Genomic DNA, 17,896 nt, shown 5'->3' with positions numbered 1-17,896 from the left:
CACAATAGGTGAGCCGAGGTCCTAAGTCAATATAATGACCGATGTTACGACAGCGATGGGTTCCGAGCAGGTGCTTGGCAAAGCTATAGCGGTTCGAATCCGAGACTTGAGGCGCGACCAAAATCTGACCCTGGATCGACTGGCAAAACTGAGCGGCTTGTCCAAAGGAACCGTCGTCTCGCTGGAGCAAGGCAAGGCGAACCCTAGTATCGGCATACTTTGCCGACTGGCGGCGGCGTTTTCGCTCTCCGTGGCCGATTTGCTGAATGACGAGGCTTCCACAGTTCGCCTTCCTATTGAGCGGACAGAGACAAGGACACTTTGGACAAGCGCCAAGGGAAGCTTTGCACAACTTCATTCATCGACCTCGGGGCGCACGATGTTCGAATTGTGGAGCTGGGTCATTATGCCGGGCGACGTGTTTTCCGCGGACGCTCATAGTCCGGATACGCGCGAGCTGATCTCGGTCAGTCAGGGTGCCCTGAGCGTTGTGGTAGGTGCCCATGTGGTAATATTAAGCGAAGGCGAGAGTGCGCGGCTTGTCACTGACCAACCGCACTCATATGCGGCGGCATCTGATGTGCCCGCCCACTTCACGATGGCGGTGCTTGAGCGTAGTGGACACCGAGATCCGGGGCACTCGTCGACGGCAGCGAAGATTCAGGGGCCCGTTCCGTAAGATTTCGCCGATCACTAACAGCCGCCATTCACGACAGGAGATTTAGCGTTGTACGTTCCGCCACATTTTGCCGTCCCCGATCAGAACGCCCTGTTCGAGCTTATCGAGAGACACCCGCTCGGTATCCTGGTCACCCACAGCAAAGGCATCCTCGACGCGAACCACGTCCCCTTTGAGCTCGACCGCTCGAAGGGAGACAAGGGCGTCCTCAATTGCCATGTTGCCCGCAAGAATCCAGTCTGGGAGGAAGTCGCCAATGGCGATGAGGTTCTCGTAATCTTCCGTGCGGCCGACGCTTACATCTCGCCGAACTGGTATCCAAGCAAGCATGAATTCCACAAGCAGGTGCCGACGTGGAACTATCTCGTCGTCCATGCCCACGGACGCATCACTGTCCGGGATGATGAGCGGTATGTGCGCCGCAACGTGGCGAAGCTCACTCATATGCAAGAAACCTCCCAGCCGGTCCCATGGAAGATGGGCGACGCGCCGAGGGACTTCATCGACACGATGGTCAAGGCAATCGTCGCCCTGGAGATCGAGATCACCGGCCTGGTTGGAAAATCAAAACTCAGCCAGAACAAAGAGGTGCGCGACATTCAGAACCCTGGTGAAATGCTGCGTGCCCAAGGGGCCATTGCGATGGGAGAAGCGATGCTCGCGGCTGCGGCGGCCAAATCCCAATAGCATGTGTCTTGTCCCGACAAAGCCGCTGGTGCCGGCTTCCGACGGGTCACCTAGCCCGCCTTGACGCACGGCAATAGCTTTTGACGGCCTCAAGCGACGCTGTGGTCACCGTTGTGATACTTTCCCACGCGCCTGGTCAGGCGGCAGGATTGCTCCGTAGCGGCCGACGGGTTCGTTTCAGTCGCCTGCGCCCCGTTGTATGTCGGCGACCATCCGCTACCGGTCTTGAATGAGGCGCATTCCACGCGTTTCGAAGCCACGTACCTTGGGCGGCAAGCTCGACCATGCACTCGACGCAGCTCCCAAGTGGCGGCGCCGTCAACGATCTCCTTGAACCTGCGGAACTTGCCTGAAAGCACTTCTCTTACGGGAGATGATTGGCTATGTCGCCGAACCGATGATGGAGATGGTGGCGGGCGCCGCCGTAGCGATCAGACCCGCCTTGCAGCGCAATGGCTACCCGGGCCCGACCGGGAGATGCGGGCGGGACTGTGGAACTGCGGAGACGGAGCGGATCGGCATGGAGCCGTGACCGCTTGCGGTCTGGCTCTGGAACGAGTTAACGAAGCGCGGACTTCCGATCGTGTCAAGCGCCGCCCTCTCGATGATGCCGGACAAATCGGGCCCCCACGAGCGGCGGGCCTTGCCAGATCGGACGGCCGGATGGTTTAAGCAGGTTCGCACCAAGAGCCACGGCACCTGTGTCGTGCGGGTGCTGCTGTCGGCACGCGACCTTCTCGTCAGCCTAGTAGGCAAAATCGAGAACAGATGCCTGGGCTTCTTAACGCCTTCGGCGTCATATTCGGCAAGAAGATCGATGCCCAGGTGATCCTACACATGCTCAGGATCCAGGCGACGCAGGTCTACCATGATCCGCTGCGAGCCGGCATCAACGACGTGCAGGAACTGTCGAAGACACATGAAGCGATCGCCAGGGCCGAGACCGAGATCCAGCACCGCATCCTGACAACTACCTGCCGCTGTATTTTCCCGAGATCGATCGCTTCCGGGGGAACAGCCGCAGCGATCGGTTCTTTGCCTTCCTCGATGCCTTTTCGACCCCAGCAAGCATCACGGCGCTGACGAAGGAGGAGTTTGTGGCAGCAGCTTGGGATGTCGTCGGCCGCAAGGTCAGCAAGACGAGATTCTGATGGATGTTCGAGACGGCGCGCCCATCGATCGGATTGCCGCTGCCACTTGATGCGCCTGCCGTTCGCATGTTCCGGATGGTCATTGACGAAGCACGCAGCCTGATCCGGCAACGCAATGAGATCGAAGCACAGGCCGACGATCTGCTGCGGCACAGCCAGGATTATCAGCTCCTGCGACAAATCCCGGGCATCGGACCGATCAAGGCATTGACCGTCATTGCCGAAGTCGGCGATCCTCGCCGCTTAGGTCATCATCGCCAGTTTTTAAAGTTCTGCGGGCTGGACCTCTCGACACAGAAGTCCGGTCAATATCGAGGCCAGACCCGCCTTTCCAACCCAGTCTCCCCGGTTCGGTCTGAATGGACAACCTCCCGAAAACTCACAGCAAGCACACGACCCATTCAGCATTCCTAAGCATACTGACCAGGGCGACCTCGACCCCCCTAATCACAGCGGTGAGCTCGCAGGCGGGGTCGATGAACACTATTGAGGCCGAGCTTGAGCGGCATCTCTATCACATTGATAGCCTATTAGGCTGGTCCGGCGTTTGATCGGACCCATGATCCATCCGAGCAGCTTGTGAGGGATGCAGCCGAACCAGGCGCTGCTCCCACAGTCTTCGCAGGTCCTCCATCAGAGCTTCATGCTCAGCCTGATCCGGCGCAATTATATTGAGGTGATCGCTTAACACGGCTTCGCCCTCAATCCGCATCAGCAGATTAAACAGGTCGTTTGAAATTCGCACACTGTCAATGCTGGAGTGGTTCGGAATAATCTCGCAGACAGTCTCCTGATGATCTCGCGCTGTGTAAGCACGGGTTTGATGGAGGGAGACTGAGGGAGGCAATGAAATCGAAAGCGCAGTCCAATCCTGCAGCGTTGCAGCCCGTTTTTTTACCAGGAAGGGCCCGACCACAAGTCCATCCAGCTCTGTCGTCAAAAATGTGGCAATCGCGTCTGCAACCGTATCCACGATCGGTTCAGCATTGTTGTTAAAGGACGTATTGAGCAGAATTGGAGTGCCTGTCCGCTTCTTGAACGCATTGATGACCTCCCAGTAAGCGGGGTTGGCATCGCGCGATACTGTTTGCAGCCGAGCCGTACCGTCGACGTGCGTAATGGCACCCAACAAGGCGCGCTTTGAGTCACGCACGCGAACGACGAAATTCATGAATGGAAATTCGTGTTTACCGTCCGGGAGGTCGAAAAATTCGCTCGCATCCTCTTCCAGCACAGATGGTGCGAAAGGCCTATAGCCTTCGCGCTTCTTGACCATGGCATTGATCCGGTCCTTGTTTGCAGCGGGCCGAGGGTCGGCAAGAATGCTGCGGTTGCCCAGCGCACGTGGCCCAAACTCCGAACGACCCTGCACCCAGCCGATCACGGCGCCGTTGGTGATCCAGTGGGCTGCACTGCTCGCTACGTCATAAGAGCGTTCAACCTCGAGATGTCCGGACCATGCATTCAGTTCCTGTTCCACGGCGCGGTCGCTCCCGAGATCAGGACCCCAATAGACCTCCTGCAGTCGCTCACGCGGCGCGGGGCGGCCCATCTCGTTAGAGACTATCAGCGCAGCTCCCAATGCGCAGCCAGCGTCGTGAGACGCGGGTTGCACGAAGATGTCTTCGAAAAGCCCTGAATACAGCAGCTTGCCGTTCATCGTGCAGTTGTGGGCTACCCCTCCCGCCAGACACAACCGCTTCATGCCGGTGGCCTCACGGTGGTGCCGGAGAATGTGGAACACGATCCGCTCAAGCGCTTCCTGCAGTGACGCACTCACATCTCGATGCTGCTGGGTGAAAGGCATTCCCTTTCGCCTGATCTCGATGTTGCGGAGCAACGCCGGACCGATGCGGTCGAGGTGAACACGGTAGCCACCGTTGGCGGAGAGCTCGTAGAACTGCTCGAAGAGCTCGCGATAGGGAGCGGGGTCGCCATAGGGCGCGAGTCCCATTACCTTATACTCGTCGAACATGCCGTAGCCGAGACAGCGGATCGTCTCGAGATAAAACAGCCCAAGAGAATTGTCCTCCGGGAAAGCCTCGATTTGCGTAATTTCTGTGCCAGACCCTATCGCCACAAGGCCCGACAGGAAATCACCACAGCCATCAATCGCTAGAATGAGACTTTGTTCGAAGCCCGACATTGCAAAGGCGCTCACGGCGTGCGCCTGATGATGACCTACGAATGAAATACGCGAACTGTCCAACTTAGTGCCGAACTCACGCGCTAACAGGTTCTGCACCAACATTTTAGCATCCAACGGAGTGGAGAGAATGTCCGGTTGGGAAGCGGACATACCTTCAAGCATGGCGTTGGCATAGGGCTCGCTGGCGTAGACCGCGACACGATCGATGTCGCTGAGCTGAACCCCGGCCGTCGAGAGACAGTATTGAATCGAACCACTTGGCAGCTTGTTCGAGTGCTTGATTCGATTGAGGCGTTCCTCTTCTACGGCGGCTATCACCTTTCCGTCTCGGACGAGCACCGCGGCGCCATCGTGCATAAAGGCGTTCGGACGCTCGAATCGGTTTTCATGGACTTGGTCAAGTCCGCCGCTGATTCCTAGGCACAGCATTTCTTTCTCCAGATAGTAACGGGAAGCCAAATTGGCTTACCTCGACTGTTTCCAACTAAATAGGCCGTGTTGTCGCCTGCAGCTGCGACCGCCCGTCAGGCATCAGCGGCATCGAAGAAAGCCTCATAAACGATCAATGAGATGCTTCGACTGTGACGCCTACGGTGCCATCACGCCGAGAGCTTGGCTGGATCATCCAATCCTGAGCGGCTGCTGACATGTATCCGGCGATGTTGTTTTCATCGGCAGAACCAACTTGCGATGCCGCCTGTCTTGGGAAGGGCGGCCGTCGACGAATAACAGTACCGCCCCCGTGGACTGGCCCGATTTCATTCTCCGAAGCGACCATGGTCGCACCGCCCGACATTGTCGGCCAGTTGCAACTCACTTTCTCGGCACGACCTCCACTGCACGTCAGGGCGCATCGAAGATTTTCTCCTTTGGATTGTTCCTAAGGCAGCTTTCGTCACGCGATAGAGCAGGGTGTGATTGGTGCGTGAGGCTCTTTTTTGTCCATGCACGATTCCGGAAGAGTGATGAAATCGATTGTTTTGATCAAAGTCATCCACGCTATGAATAACAGCCGCAGCACATGCGTTTTCAAAGCGCTTCAGGCTTCCCGGATGGCTACTCCGATGTGAAGCGCATGGCATTCCAAGCGCTCTGTCAACCAAACGATGAGTATCGGCGTCGACCCTCATTGCCTTCGTCTTCGCGACTCCGTGACAGCGGCTGGCATTGTGTTTGTAGGGCATCGGGCGAAGATCATGTCGATCGGCCATCTCGCCTGCCTATTGACAAACCCTTGAACAATGATCCACGCACCAGCGCGATTGTGATCACGAGCGCCTCTGAGCTCGGGAGGTTCGGTTTTCTGAGGGTTCCTGGGTCTCCGAAGCGATGGAGGTAGCTAGCCTTCCTGGTGCTATACGGTTGTGCTCTTCATGGAGTGGACGCATTTGCGTCTCGAAAGCGGTTCTTCAGTGGAACCGGCGCCAAGGCCCGTCTGTGGTCGTTCAGAACACGGGGTGCCGTCTCCAAACCGGATATTGGAGCGGGCAGCCGCCGGAATTTGACCAATGGAAATGAGCGCCTGTCAGGAGGCGTTCGAAAACGGCGCGATCTTCATCGCGGCTGTTTCATGGTGTCATTCCTGACATGTTCTTTATAATCGGCAGCTTGCGGATAGTCTTGCCCGTCGCCGCCCGTAGCGCGTTGGCGACGGCCGGGCCGATCGGCGGCACACCTGGCTCACCAACTCCCGTGGGCGGCTCCTCGGACGGCACAATGTGCACCTCGACTCGCGGCATCTGCTCGATCCTGAGCGGTGTATAGGTATCGTAGTTCTCTTGGTCTACGACACCGCCCTTCAGGGTCAGCTCCTCCTGGAGGATCGCACCTAGCCCGAATCCGATACCGCCCTCCATCTGAGCGCGAATCTGGTCAGGATTTATCGCGGTGCCGCAATCTACCGCGCAGACGACGCGGTCGACCTTGAAACCATTTTCATCATTGAGGGTGATCTCCACCACATCGGCGACATAGGTCGAGAGGCTTTCATGCAGGGCCACGCCGCGGAAACGGCCTTCCGGCAGAGGCTTGTCCCAGCCTGCCTTCTCAGCAGCCACTTTAAGCACGGCGGCATGCCGTGGATGGTGACCGAGCATTGACAAGCGGAAGTCGACCGGATCACGGTTCGCAGCGGCGGCGAGCTCATCGATCAGGGTTTCCACCGCGTAAGCGGTGTGGGTGGAGCCTACCGAACGCCACCACAGCACCGGGATGTTCACGTCCGTGGTGGTCAGCTGGACCTTCAGGTTCGGGATCGCATAGGGCAGGTTGGTGGCGCCCTCTACGGAGGTTGGATCGATGCCGTTCTTGATCATCGCCGCAGAGGTCGAACCGCCCAAGACCGATTGGCCCACGATGTGGTCATGGAGAGCGACGACATTGCCTTTCTTGTCGAGCCCCGCCTTGACTGCGTGCACATAGGCCGGCCGGTACCGCCCACCCCGCATGTCATTCTCGCGGGTCCACTGCACCTTCACTGGCTTGCCGCGTCCCAGTGCACGCGCTGTGGAAACAGCTTCGATAATGACATCTGCATCCAAGACCGCGCGGCGGCCGAAACTGCCGCCGGTCTTCATCACGTGCAGCCTCACCTTGTCCGGCGTGGTGCCGCCTACCTGAGCGGCAGCCGCCTGATAAAGGTCGGGCATCTGGTGTCCGCCCCAGACGTCGATGGTGCCGTCTTCGTTGATTCGGGCGGCCGCGTTGAGTGGCTCGATCGAAGCATGGACAAGATAGGGGAATTCGTAGTGCCCCTCGATGATTTTCTCAGCACTGGCGAACGCTGCGGGAGTGTTACCGTCGTCGCGCGCGGTGGCCGCGCCCAGATCGTCTGCTGCCTTGTTGTATTCGGCCATGATCTCGGCCGTGCCGCGCTCTTCGGCCTTCTCCTCGTTCCAGGTCACCTCCACGAGGTCGCGGCCCTTCAGCGCCGTCCAGGTGTCCCTGCCAACCACGGCAATGCCTCGCGGCGTCTGGACGACATCGACAATGCCGTCGAGTGCCTTGGCCTTGGTTGCGTCGAAGCTCTCGATCTCGGCGCCGAACTTCGGCGGATGGATCATAACGGCCGTCTGGAGTCCCTCCATCATGAGGTCGATCGTGTAGGTCTGCGCGCCGTTGGTCTTGCCGGCGGAATCGTAGCGCTTGAGGCTGTCCGATCCGATCTGGGCCCACTTGTCGCGCGGCTTTAGCGGCACGTCGTCGGGAACCGGCATTCCCGCTGCGGCTTCAGCCAGGTCACCGTAGCGCGCCTGCATCCCTGAGGCGTGCGACACGACCCCGGAAGCGACTTTGATCTCGCCGGCTGGCACGTCCCACCGCTGCGCCGCGGCCGCCACCAGCAAGGCCCGTGCGGCAGCACCCGCCTTGCGGTAGCGTTCCCACGACGAGCCCATCGACGTGGAGCCACCAGTTGCCTGTGCGGCCCCGCCCCAGGCGAGATTGCCGTAGAACGCGGTATTGCCATATCCGCCGACCACGTCCACCTGCGCCCAGTCGCCGTCGAGCTCTTCCATAACCAGGGTGGCGATGCCGAAATAGGAGCCTTGTCCCATCTCGAACTGCGAGGAGTGGATGATGATTCGGTTCTCCTTTGTGATCTCGACATAGGTCTGGAAGGGGTTCGCCTGAACCTTTGCAGGGGTCGTTTGTGCGATGTCGGGCGCGGCCAGCACTGGCCGGTAGCCCACTGCGAGGCCGCCGGTGGTGACGCCCGCGCCGACGAGGAACCAGCGGCGCGTGGGCCGCACGGCAGTATGCTTCGAGAGAAACTGCGACATGCCTCAAGTCTCCAGCCGGTTGGCGGTCTCGTGGATGGCCGCGCGGATGCGATGATAGGTGGCGCAGCGGCAGAGGTTGCCGCTCATCGCCGAATCAATATCATCGTCCGTCGGCTTAGGCGTTTCTGTAAGGAGGGCCACGGCCGACATGATCTGGCCAGACTGGCAATAGCCGCATTGAGGTACGTCGAACTCGGCCCACACGGCCTGGACCGTTTCGCCTATCTTGCCCGACACACCCTCAATGGTGGTGATCGAGGCTCCTTCGATGTCGCCGACTGCGGTCTGGCACGAGCGCGTCGGCATGCCGTTAACGTGAACCGTGCAAGCGCCGCACTGGGCAAGCCCGCAACCGAATTTCGTTCCCGTGAGTCCGATGACGTCACGGACCGCCCAGAGCAGCGGCATCTCTGGATCGACGTCGAGTGTTCGCGCCTCGCCATTGAGGGTAAAAGCGACCATTGCTTGCTCTCCTTGTCCTGAGCTGGCTATCTCGTTGAGCCTCCGCCCGCCTGGCAACCGAGCTCTTGTTGCTGAGGCCTAGCGACCACACCGTAGGAACGCGCAGCTCAAGCAACAAGCCGCTAGGTTGGCGAGTTACGAGATCGTGAAGTGGGTCGTGTCGAAAGGCTGGAGGCAACTGAATGTCATTTTTTGGGCGGACAGGCCGCTTTAGGCTGGGTTACACGAGACTGGACATTCGGGTCGTCGCGAACATCGACCGCTGGTCGGCCGCGTCCGGCAGGGCCCTGATTGGCTACACGAAATGAAATGGGACTACTATCGATGGGGGCCTACCTCGACCCGCAACCTCCACGACTGGACCCTCAGGTTTCCGGCTATCGTCCCGGGCGGTGGCCGAGCTCGGCGCCTCGGACGCGATAATAGACGGTGAGGCGTTCGTCGCTGACCAGAAGGCTTGTCGCGCATTCCCAGTCTTCAGCGGGCTCTTGGCCGCGGCGGGAGACGTCAGGACCGTGCTTGCCGGCTTCGACCTGCTCAAGATCGACGGCGAGGGTCTTCGCGATCGGCCACTGTCGATCGGCGCAAAGCGCTAGTTAACCTGCTGAGACGCCGCCAAACGGCATCGTTCTGAGCGACGAGATCAGCGGCGGCAGCGACATTCTCGCGCAAGTCTCCCAGTTCGGCCTCGAGGGCATCGTCTCCAAGCTGCGTGTCAGTCCATATCGATCCGGCCGGCGCCAAGAATGGGTGAGACAAAATGCGTGCTGAGTGATGAGTTCATCGTCATCGGCTGCGAACCCGGCAACAGTTACGGCGGTCGGGAAGCGTGCTCTGGCGAATGTCGAGGACGGAAATCTGGTGTTCGCCGGCGGCATTGGCACCGGCTTCAATGCGCGCACCGGGCCGGAAGTAAAGCGCCGGCTCGATGCCATTCCAATGGATAAACCACCGATTCCTAGTTTGAAGGCGAACGGTGCGGCATGGGCGGAGTGCCCTGCGCAGTCTGTACCTCCGCAGTCGATTGTCGAGTTCGAAGGGGGTGTGATTGGCGTCGAGACCGCTCCAGCCATGGCTATCAGCACGCCGAGTGCGTTGTTTTCGATCAGTTCTCGAAATGAGCGGGTAAATACCTTTCACTTGCCGAACGGGGTTTGCTGTTCACCGGCTGGCATCCGATGGCAAACCTTTCAACGCGGCGGCGATCTGGCGCTTCGCTGCTGGGGGCAGAGGCAGGATGGGACGCGGGGGTTCGGCACTGCAAACGTCGAGCAATTCAGCGAGTGCATAGACGACGCGAAGGCTCGAGAACTCCTTGAAGAGGCTCCAGATCGGGACCAGCGCGGCATTGATCCGTCGCGCTTCGGCCGCATCGCCCTGTTGCGCCGCTGTGACGATCGTCATGCAGACCTCGGGCAGGATGCCCGCGAGGACGCTGTACCATGTGTCGGCGCCGGCGATCATGGCCTCGGCGGCGTTCCAGTCGCCGCTGTAACCAATCGAGAACCCTTCCGGCAGTGTGCGCCTCTGGGCGGTCAGGTGGTTCTTGATCGCATCGCTTTTGTCTGTCGGATTCTTGATGGCGACAATCCCAGCCACCTTTGCCAGGCGGCTGACAAGGGGTGGACTGAAATGGAAATGCGTCGTTCCTGGATTGTCGTAGACGACGATCGGCAGGCCACTTTCGCGCGCCACAGTGGAGAAATGATCGAACACCTCGTCATCAGTAAGCGGGGTGTAGGAGGCGGCGGCAAGCAAACCCGCAGCTGCTCCAAGGGCCTTGGCGTCTTGCGCGAGCCCCACGGCTTCATCGGTGCGCAGCGCGCCCACACCCACCACGACCGGCATTTGCCCCGCCGTTTGGTCCAAGGTCTCGGAGAGCGCCCGCCGCCGTTGCTCGCGCGACAGATAGATGTATGTGCCGGTGCTGCCGAGAAGACCGATGGAATCGACCTGAGCAATGCCAAGCCGAGCAATCAGCCTGCGCAAGGCAACGCTATCGACGCGGCCGTCACGATTGGTCGGGGTGATGGGGAACGCGGAAAGACCGCTCAGGAATGCCATGGCAAGGCTCCAGATCTATGTGTGAGCGCAGAGGTGGCCGCACGCCAGGTCATTACAAGACGTCCAAAGCCCGCCGCAGATCGGCGATCAGGTCATCAGCGTCTTCAAGCCCCACCGAGAGACGCATGAGATCCTCGCCGACTCCATCGGCCAAATGGGCATCCTTGCGGATCGGCTGCCGAGCACGGGTGAGGCTTGCTGGATGATAGATGAGGCTGTCGGCATCGCCGAGGCTGACGGCGCGAATGATCAGGTTGAGCCGGTCCATCATCCGGCGCGCTCCTTCGTATCCAGCGTGGAGGCCAAAGGCCAACATGCCCGATCCGTTGGACATCTGTTTTCGCGCCGTCACCTGATCAGGGTGCGAGTCGAGGAACGGATAACTCACAAATGCCACCGCCGGGTGCGCTTCCAGCGCCCGAGCCACCGCAAGGGCTGTGGCGCTGTGCCGTTCCATACGCAGCGTCAGCGTCTTGAGACCGCGCAGGATTAGGAAAGCTGACATGGGCGAGAGCGCTGCGCCGGTGATGTAGCGCAGGCCCGTTTCATGCAGCGTACGGAGCGTTTGGGCGTCGCCGAGAAGCGCCCCGCCAAGGGCATCGCCATGACCATTGATGTACTTGGTCATCGAATGGAGCACGATGTCCGCCCCGTGCTCAAGCGGTCGCTGGAGCGCGGGCGAGGCGAAGGTGCTGTCGACTGCAACCCTTACACCGCGCGCGTGAGCGCGCTCGGCAATTGCCGCTATGTCGAGGATGCGGCTCAGCGGATTCACCGGCGTCTCGAAGAAAACCAGCCGCGTCCGCTCGGTGATCGCAGCATCGAGATTGTGGGGATTTGACAGATCGACCGCGACGACCTTGATGCCGAAGCGGGGGACCGCCTGTTCGACCATGGCAAGCGTGTTCGCATAAAGCGTCTTGTGGACGATGAGTTCATCGCCCTGGGACAGGAGCGACAGGATCAGAGTGCCGAAGGCCGCCATCCCCGAGGCAACAACCAGCCCCGCCTCGGCTCCTTCCAGATTCGCGAGCCGCTGCTCGAGGATCTCGGTCGTGGGATTGTATTCGCGCGCATAGAGCCTTCCACCAAGGGCGGCGGCGGCATCGTTTGCTGCCACGCTTTCGAACCCATAGGTTGACGTCAGGAACACTGGCGGCTGGACGGCATTGGAAAAGCCGGCCGGATCGTAGCCATGATGGATCGCCCGGGTGGCAAATCCGGGGCTGGTGCGGTTGAGCGACCCCGTGGGAGCATCGGTTTCGGATTGATGGGAGCTGGTCATTCGGCCTCTGCGATCTCTCTTGGGGTTCCGAAAGATTGACGGCAACCTGGCCAATGTGAAATATCCAGTTGGCGATGAAAGAGATGGTCCAGTCTTCAAGTGCCGGGTCTGCAGCGCGCTCGCACGCGATGGGTGCACGCCAGATATACGAAGCCCTTCGCGAGCAAATCCTCGGCGGCGTCTACGAAACCGGCAGTCAGTTGCCATCCTCCCGGGCCCTGGCAAATGACCTCGGCGTTTCGCGAACCACGGTGACGGTCGCCTATGAACAACTGGCTGCGGAGGGTTTCATCGAAGTCCGTCAAGGCGCACGACCTCGCGTTGCGTCTTCGTTGATGGGCCATGGGACGGGGCGCACTCACGCGCAACGGGTCGGCCCAATCCACCTGTCCGCATATGGCGAGCGGCTGCGCGCGACGTCACCCTGGCCAGATTATCTGCCGACTGGGCTGAAGGTCGAGTTCCGCTATGGCGACCTCGCGCCGTCGGATTTCCCTTCATTGGTCTGGAAACGCGCGATGAACGAGGCGATGGGGCAGCGCCCGCTGCGTCTTGCCTATGACGATCCTCGCGGCTCGCGCCGGCTTCGCCAGGCGCTTCAGGGCTATCTCTGGCGCGCCCGGACCCTGAGCTGCGACCTCGACCAGATCATAGTTGTGAACGGTTCGCAGCAGGGCCTTGATCTGTGCGCGCGCCTGCTTCTCGATCCCGCCGACCGTTTCGTCATCGAGGATCCGTGCTACAGGATGGCGCGTCAGGTCTTTGCCAGTACGGGTGCGTCACCCATCCCGGTCATCGTCGACGAAGACGGGATGAGGACCGAGTTGCTGGCGGGGATCGGAGCACGACTGGCTTATGTGACGCCATCGCATCAGTTTCCGCTGGGCGGCGTCATGCCGATCGCGCGCCGCCATCAGCTTCTGAAATGGGCGCGGCACAACAACGCCTATGTGATCGAGGACGACTACGACAGCGAATATCGCTACGACATCAATCCGGTCCCTCCGCTGCACAGTCTCGAGGACCACGGGGCTGTCATCTACCTCGGCACGATCTCCAAAACGCTCTCGCCGATGCTGCGCATCGGCTACCTCGTCGTCCCGCCCGAATTGCAGGAGGTCTTCGCAACCGCCAAACAATTCGCAGACCGGCATTCGCCGGTCGCTGAACAGGAAGCGCTGGCATCGTTGATCGAGAGCGGCGGCTACGAAAGCCATGTGCGCCGTGTGCGCAGGCTGAACGGCGAGCGTCGGGAAACGTTGTTGGGTGCCTTGCAGCACAGCTTCGGGGATCGCATCACTATCCAGGGAGCAGATGCGGGACTGCACGTCGCGGTTTGGTTCAATGACCTGCCACGATCGCGGGAAACGGCCTTGGTCGAATCCGCCCGCGACGCTGGCCTGGGGCTACACCTGATCTCGCCGCTCTACGAACGGCCATCGGACGAAGGCCGCACCGATCGCGTCGGACTTGTCATGGGCTATGCCGCCTTGAGCATTCGGCAGATCGGGAAGGGCGTTGAGGTCCTGCGAGAGGTTGTCAAGCAGGTGCAAGACGCGATGCCGGCGCGGAACAACTGAGCCGGGGCGACGCCGAAAGCTGGCGCTGAAAACGGTCCGAGGGCCCCCCGTATTTCTTTCCAAACAGCCAACTGGACCGGGAAAATGCCATGCAACTGGCGCTGTTGATCAGGCCAGTTTTGCAGCAGGTTTCCACGAGACGAATTTCCGAGAGCGATGATGACCTGGCGAGGAAAGCTGCTTCACGTCCACATCGCGCCTGCCGCCTCCTATGAAATGGAGGAGCTGGCGCAGGCGCAGCTTATTGCCGGCCAAGGCGTTGTCGGAGACCGCTACTACCTGGGGACGGGGACCTATTCCGCGCGTCCTGACGTTCGCGAAGTGACGCTGATCGAAGCTGAAGTCTTGGACGCCATCGCGCAGGGCGAACCCAGAATTCCGGGCTTCAAGGCCAAGCTCGCACCCGAAGATCACCGGCGCAATCTGACGACACGAGGCGTTCCGCTTAGCGATCTTGTCGGCAAACGCTTCCGGGTCGGGGAAACGATTCTCAGGGCCGCCCGGATGAATGTGCCGTGCAAGTATATCGAGGAGTTGCTCGGGCTTCCGGGTCTCTACGAGGGGCTTCTGAACCGCTCCGGCCTGAACTGCACAATCGAGGTCGGGGGCGTGATCCGCCCCGGTGATCTGATCTTGCCCATCGACGAGTGAAACGCCATGGCCTCGCCGCGCATCATCATGAAGCTGACCGTGACCGCCGCCCGCAAGGAGCCGGGCGACGTGCTGGTCATCGACCTGAAACACCCACGCAAACCTGTGCTGCCGGCGTTCGAAGCGGGTTCTCACGTCGACGTCCATCTGCCTGAAGGGAAGGTGCGTCAGTATTCACTTTGCGGCGATCCGACCGAGCTTGGCCGCTACACCATCGCGGTGAAGCGCGAGAATGACGGCCGTGGCGGCTCGGCGTGGATCCACGAAACCATTGCCGTCGGCTCCACACTGCCTGTCTCCGCGCCACGCAACCATTTTGCGCTCAAGCCAGGCGAGGGGCCGACTTTGCTGCTGGCAGGGGGAATCGGGATCACCCCGATTCTGGCCATGGCGCGCGCGCTCACCCGGCAGGCCAAGCCCTTCGAGTTGCACTATTTCACCCGCAGCCGGGCGCTCACGCCACTCTTGGCGGCGATCGGGAGCGATCTTCCTGGCGGCAATGTGCGGATCCATTTCGACGACGAGCCTCAGACCCGGCAGAACATCGCCGCGCTGCTGGCGAACCGTTCGGACGACGCGCAGACATACTACTGCGGACCGCCTGGCTTCATGGCGGTTGTGGGGCGCGCGGCTCAACACTGGCCCGAGGGTACTGTTCATTTCGAAACTTTCCAGCCTCCCGAGTTTGATGGCGCGCCACCGGAACCGTTCGTCATAGAACTGGCTGAGGGCAGGGTGGTTGAGGTTTCGGCTGAGACCACGGCACTGGCCGCCTTGCGTGCGGCCGGTGTGCCGTTGATGGCCTCGTGTGAGAACGGGGTGTGCGGGACCTGCGAATGCGCAATGCTGGCGGGACAGCCGATCCATCGGGATGCCGTCCTGTCCAAGGAGGCACGCGGCCACCGCTTCATCCCCTGTGTGTCGCGCGCGACAGGTGTGTTGAAACTCGATCTTTGACCATTTGGGCGGGGGTCCTGTGAGACCGGCAGCTGATTTGCGGGAAACTGAATGACGAGGAAACTGGAATATCTGAACGAGATCGAGCGCTGCGTCTCCTGGCTCGCAGCCTGGACGATCCACCACGCCAACCACGTCCGCGAGGGCGATGAGATCAAGGTCGGGGGGCATCAGGCCTCGTCCGCGTCGCTGAGTACCATCATGACCGCGCTCTACGGTTCGGTCCTGCGCCCGCAGGATCGGGTGGCGGTCAAACCCCATGCGGCGCCGATCTTCCATGCACTTCAGTATCTGGCGGGCAACCAGACCCACGAAAAGCTCATGAACTTCCGCGGCTACAAGGGCGCGCAGAGCTACCCTTCGCGGACGAAGGATGTCGACGATGTCGACTTCTCGACCGGGTCGGTGGGTCTCGGCGTTGCTCAGACGCTGTTCTCGTCGCTGGTGCAGGACTACGTCTCGGGTCACGGCTGGATGAAGGAGCGTGCCGAGGGCCGAATGGTCAGCCTGATCGGCGACGCCGAGATGGACGAGGGCAACATCTACGAGGCCCTGATCGAAGGCTGGAAGCACGGGCTCAGGAACTGCTGGTGGGTGGTCGACTACAATCGCCAGTCGCTCGACGCCGTGATCCGGGAGGGCCTCTGGCAGCGTTTCGAGCAGATTTTTCGCAACTTCGGCTGGGACGTGATGGTCCTGCGCCACGGCGCTCTGCAAGAGGCTGCCTTTGCCGAGCCGGGGGGCGAGAAGCTGCTCGAGTGGATAGAGCGCTGTCCGAACCAGCTCTATTCGGCGCTGACCTTCCAAGGGGGTGCTGCCTGGCGCAAGCGGCTGCTCGACGAGATCGGAGACCAAGGGCCGGTCACCACTCTGATCGAACGCCGCTCCGACGACGAGTTGCAGGCGTTGATGACGAACCTTGGCGGGCATGACATGCCGAGCCTCCTCGAAGCCTTCGAGGCGGCGTCCAGGCATGACCGTCCCGTCTGCTTCATCTGTTACACCATCAAGGGCTACGGTCTGCCGCTTGCCGGACACAAGGACAACCACGCGGGGCAGATGACGCCCACGCAGATGGAAGACTACCGCCTGCAAATGGGCGTAAAGCGGGGTGAGGAGTGGGACAAATGGGCGGCCGCCACCTTGCCGGAAGCGGAACTTGACGCCTTCTTCGCAAAGGCGCCGTTCTTCAGTGAGGGGCATAGGAGGCTGTCTGCGCCGTCGGTGCCGGTGCCTGAAACCCTTCCGTCACCGGGGCAGCCCGGCAAGCCGCTCTCGACCCAGATGGGGTTCGGCCAGATCCTGAACGACATCGCACGCGAGCGCAGTCTGCTTGCCGACCGCATTGTCACCACCTCGCCCGATGTGACGGTCTCGACCAATCTCGGTGGCTGGGTCAACCGGCGCGGCCTTTTCGCCCGGGAGACCATGGCGGACACCTTCAAGGCCGAACGCATTCCGTCGACCTTTACCTGGGAATTTGGGCCGAAGGGGCAGCACCTCGAGCTCGGGATCGCCGAGTCGAACCTGATGATCATGCTCGGGGCACTCGGTCTCTCGCACTCGATCAATGGCGTGCGCCTGCTGCCGATCGGGACAGTCTATGATCCCTTCATCTACCGATCGGCCGACCAGCTAAACTACGCCTGCTATCAGGATGCGCGCTTCATGCTGGTCGCAACGCCCTCGGGCGTGACGCTAGCGCCCGAGGGCGGAGCACACCAGTCGATCGGCACCCCATTGATCGGCATGGCGCAGGATGGGCTTTGCGCCTTCGAACCGGCCTTCGTCGACGAACTGTCCGTGATCATGCGCTTTGCCTTCGATTACATGCAACGTAATGGCGAGGGGGATCCGGATGAGACGACGTGGCTGCGTGATCAGACCGGAGGATCGGTCTATCTTCGCCTGTCAACCCGGCCGCTCGAGCAGCCGCTGCGCGAGATGAACCCGGCGCTCGCGCGGGACATCGTCAATGGCGCCTATTGGCTGCGTCCGCCTGGGCCCAACGCGAGTGTCGTCATTGCTTATCAAGGCGTCGTCGCGCCGGAGGCGATTGCCGCGACGGGTCTTCTGGCGGAGGACCGGCGCGATGTCGGGCTGCTCGCGATCACCTCCGCGGACCGGCTTAATGCGGGCTGGCAGGCGGCGGAACGTGCCCGGCAGCGTGGCGCGATTGGCGCCCTGAGTCATATCGAGCGGCTGCTCGCGCCGCTATCGCGTGACTGCGGCATCGTCACCGTGATCGACGGCCACCCGGCGACGCTCGCGTGGCTCGGTGGGGTTAACGGGCATCGCGTGAAGGCGCTCGGGGTCGAGCAGTTCGGCCAGACGGGGACTATTGCGGACCTATACCGTCACCACGGCCTGGACACCAACGCCATCGTACATGCGGCGCAGGCGGTCAGTGCGGGACCGGCTGTTCGCTACCGGAAGGCGCTGCCTTGACCAT

At 61.1% G+C, this 17,896-nt stretch carries 12 protein-coding genes and 1 pseudogene; 7 read left to right on the top strand and 6 right to left on the bottom strand.

Annotation, left to right across the window (positions count from 1 at the left end):
• Nucleotides 1-34: 34 nt before the first annotated feature.
• The 3 genes and pseudogenes from NKJ37_RS29465 to NKJ37_RS29455 form a co-directional block, all read left to right on the top strand.
• Nucleotides 35-679 (top strand): helix-turn-helix domain-containing protein, encoded by a 645-nt coding sequence (locus NKJ37_RS29465; protein WP_023735791.1) that lies wholly within the window; start codon nt 35-37, stop codon nt 677-679.
• Nucleotides 680-727: 48 nt separating this feature from the next.
• The gene (locus NKJ37_RS29460) at nt 728-1,366 is read left to right on the top strand and encodes an FMN-binding negative transcriptional regulator (protein ID WP_023729033.1); all 639 of its coding nucleotides are present in this window, start codon (nt 728-730) and stop codon (nt 1,364-1,366) included.
• 816 nt (nt 1,367-2,182) lie between these two features.
• Nucleotides 2,183-2,850, top strand: a pseudogene (locus tag NKJ37_RS29455) (transposase); the annotation flags it as partial.
• Between the two features lie 181 nt (nt 2,851-3,031).
• Here the strand turns inward: NKJ37_RS29455 and NKJ37_RS29450 are convergent.
• From NKJ37_RS29450 to NKJ37_RS29425, 6 genes are all read right to left on the bottom strand, one after another.
• Entirely contained in the window at nt 3,032-5,095 is a 2,064-nt protein-coding gene (locus NKJ37_RS29450) for a carbamoyltransferase family protein (RefSeq protein ID WP_352546088.1), read from the bottom strand.
• A gap of 329 nt (nt 5,096-5,424) precedes the next feature.
• On the bottom strand, nt 5,425-5,877 hold the full coding sequence (locus NKJ37_RS29445; protein ID WP_352546071.1) for a hypothetical protein: 453 nt from the start codon (nt 5,875-5,877) through the stop codon (nt 5,425-5,427).
• A 357-nt stretch (nt 5,878-6,234) separates the two neighbouring features.
• Nucleotides 6,235-8,445, bottom strand: a complete 2,211-nt coding sequence (locus tag NKJ37_RS29440) for a xanthine dehydrogenase family protein molybdopterin-binding subunit (protein ID WP_352546072.1) — start codon at nt 8,443-8,445, stop codon at nt 6,235-6,237.
• 3 nt (nt 8,446-8,448) lie between these two features.
• Nucleotides 8,449-8,907: a (2Fe-2S)-binding protein gene (locus NKJ37_RS29435; protein ID WP_023689394.1), complete on the bottom strand. Its 459-nt coding sequence runs from the start codon at nt 8,905-8,907 to the stop codon at nt 8,449-8,451.
• Between the two features lie 1,161 nt (nt 8,908-10,068).
• Nucleotides 10,069-10,971: a dihydrodipicolinate synthase family protein gene (locus NKJ37_RS29430; protein ID WP_023685525.1), complete on the bottom strand. Its 903-nt coding sequence runs from the start codon at nt 10,969-10,971 to the stop codon at nt 10,069-10,071.
• 52 nt (nt 10,972-11,023) lie between these two features.
• On the bottom strand, nt 11,024-12,256 hold the full coding sequence (locus NKJ37_RS29425; RefSeq protein WP_023697828.1) for a trans-sulfuration enzyme family protein: 1,233 nt from the start codon (nt 12,254-12,256) through the stop codon (nt 11,024-11,026).
• 74 nt (nt 12,257-12,330) lie between these two features.
• Here NKJ37_RS29425 and pdxR point away from each other — a divergent pair, with 74 nt between their 5' ends.
• The 4 genes from pdxR to NKJ37_RS29405 all read left to right on the top strand — a co-directional run bounded on the left by pdxR (nt 12,331) and on the right by NKJ37_RS29405 (nt 17,892).
• Nucleotides 12,331-13,836, top strand: a complete 1,506-nt coding sequence (gene pdxR / locus NKJ37_RS29420) for a MocR-like pyridoxine biosynthesis transcription factor PdxR (RefSeq protein WP_352776180.1) — start codon at nt 12,331-12,333, stop codon at nt 13,834-13,836.
• Between the two features lie 159 nt (nt 13,837-13,995).
• Entirely contained in the window at nt 13,996-14,487 is a 492-nt protein-coding gene (locus NKJ37_RS29415) for an MOSC domain-containing protein (protein WP_352776178.1), read from the top strand.
• A 6-nt stretch (nt 14,488-14,493) separates the two neighbouring features.
• Nucleotides 14,494-15,444 carry a PDR/VanB family oxidoreductase gene (locus NKJ37_RS29410; protein ID WP_023697831.1) on the top strand — a complete coding sequence of 317 codons (951 nt, stop codon included), beginning with the start codon at nt 14,494-14,496 and terminating at the stop codon, nt 15,442-15,444.
• Between the two features lie 51 nt (nt 15,445-15,495).
• On the top strand, nt 15,496-17,892 hold the full coding sequence (locus NKJ37_RS29405) for a transketolase (protein ID WP_352776163.1): 2,397 nt from the start codon (nt 15,496-15,498) through the stop codon (nt 17,890-17,892).
• Nucleotides 17,893-17,896: the final 4 nt, after the last annotated feature.

Source organism: Mesorhizobium sp. M0140 (assembly GCF_040322475.1).
In the GTDB taxonomy this organism is placed as follows: domain Bacteria; phylum Pseudomonadota; class Alphaproteobacteria; order Rhizobiales; family Rhizobiaceae; genus Mesorhizobium.
This window is presented reverse-complemented; position numbering and strand designations above follow the sequence as displayed.

Coding starts and splice junctions, on each gene's coding strand:
- NKJ37_RS29465 (WP_023735791.1), top strand. CDS start 35: ATGACCGATGTTACGACAGCGATGGGTTCCGAGCAGGTGCTTGGCAAA.
- NKJ37_RS29450 (WP_352546088.1), bottom strand. CDS start 5,095: ATGCTGTGCCTAGGAATCAGCGGCGGACTTGACCAAGTCCATGAAAAC.
- NKJ37_RS29445 (WP_352546071.1), bottom strand. CDS start 5,877: ATGGCCGATCGACATGATCTTCGCCCGATGCCCTACAAACACAATGCC.
- NKJ37_RS29440 (WP_352546072.1), bottom strand. CDS start 8,445: ATGTCGCAGTTTCTCTCGAAGCATACTGCCGTGCGGCCCACGCGCCGC.
- NKJ37_RS29435 (WP_023689394.1), bottom strand. CDS start 8,907: ATGGTCGCTTTTACCCTCAATGGCGAGGCGCGAACACTCGACGTCGAT.
- NKJ37_RS29430 (WP_023685525.1), bottom strand. CDS start 10,971: ATGGCATTCCTGAGCGGTCTTTCCGCGTTCCCCATCACCCCGACCAAT.
- NKJ37_RS29425 (WP_023697828.1), bottom strand. CDS start 12,256: ATGACCAGCTCCCATCAATCCGAAACCGATGCTCCCACGGGGTCGCTC.
- pdxR (WP_352776180.1), top strand. CDS start 12,331: ATGAAAGAGATGGTCCAGTCTTCAAGTGCCGGGTCTGCAGCGCGCTCG.
- NKJ37_RS29415 (WP_352776178.1), top strand. CDS start 13,996: ATGACCTGGCGAGGAAAGCTGCTTCACGTCCACATCGCGCCTGCCGCC.
- NKJ37_RS29410 (WP_023697831.1), top strand. CDS start 14,494: ATGGCCTCGCCGCGCATCATCATGAAGCTGACCGTGACCGCCGCCCGC.
- NKJ37_RS29405 (WP_352776163.1), top strand. CDS start 15,496: ATGACGAGGAAACTGGAATATCTGAACGAGATCGAGCGCTGCGTCTCC.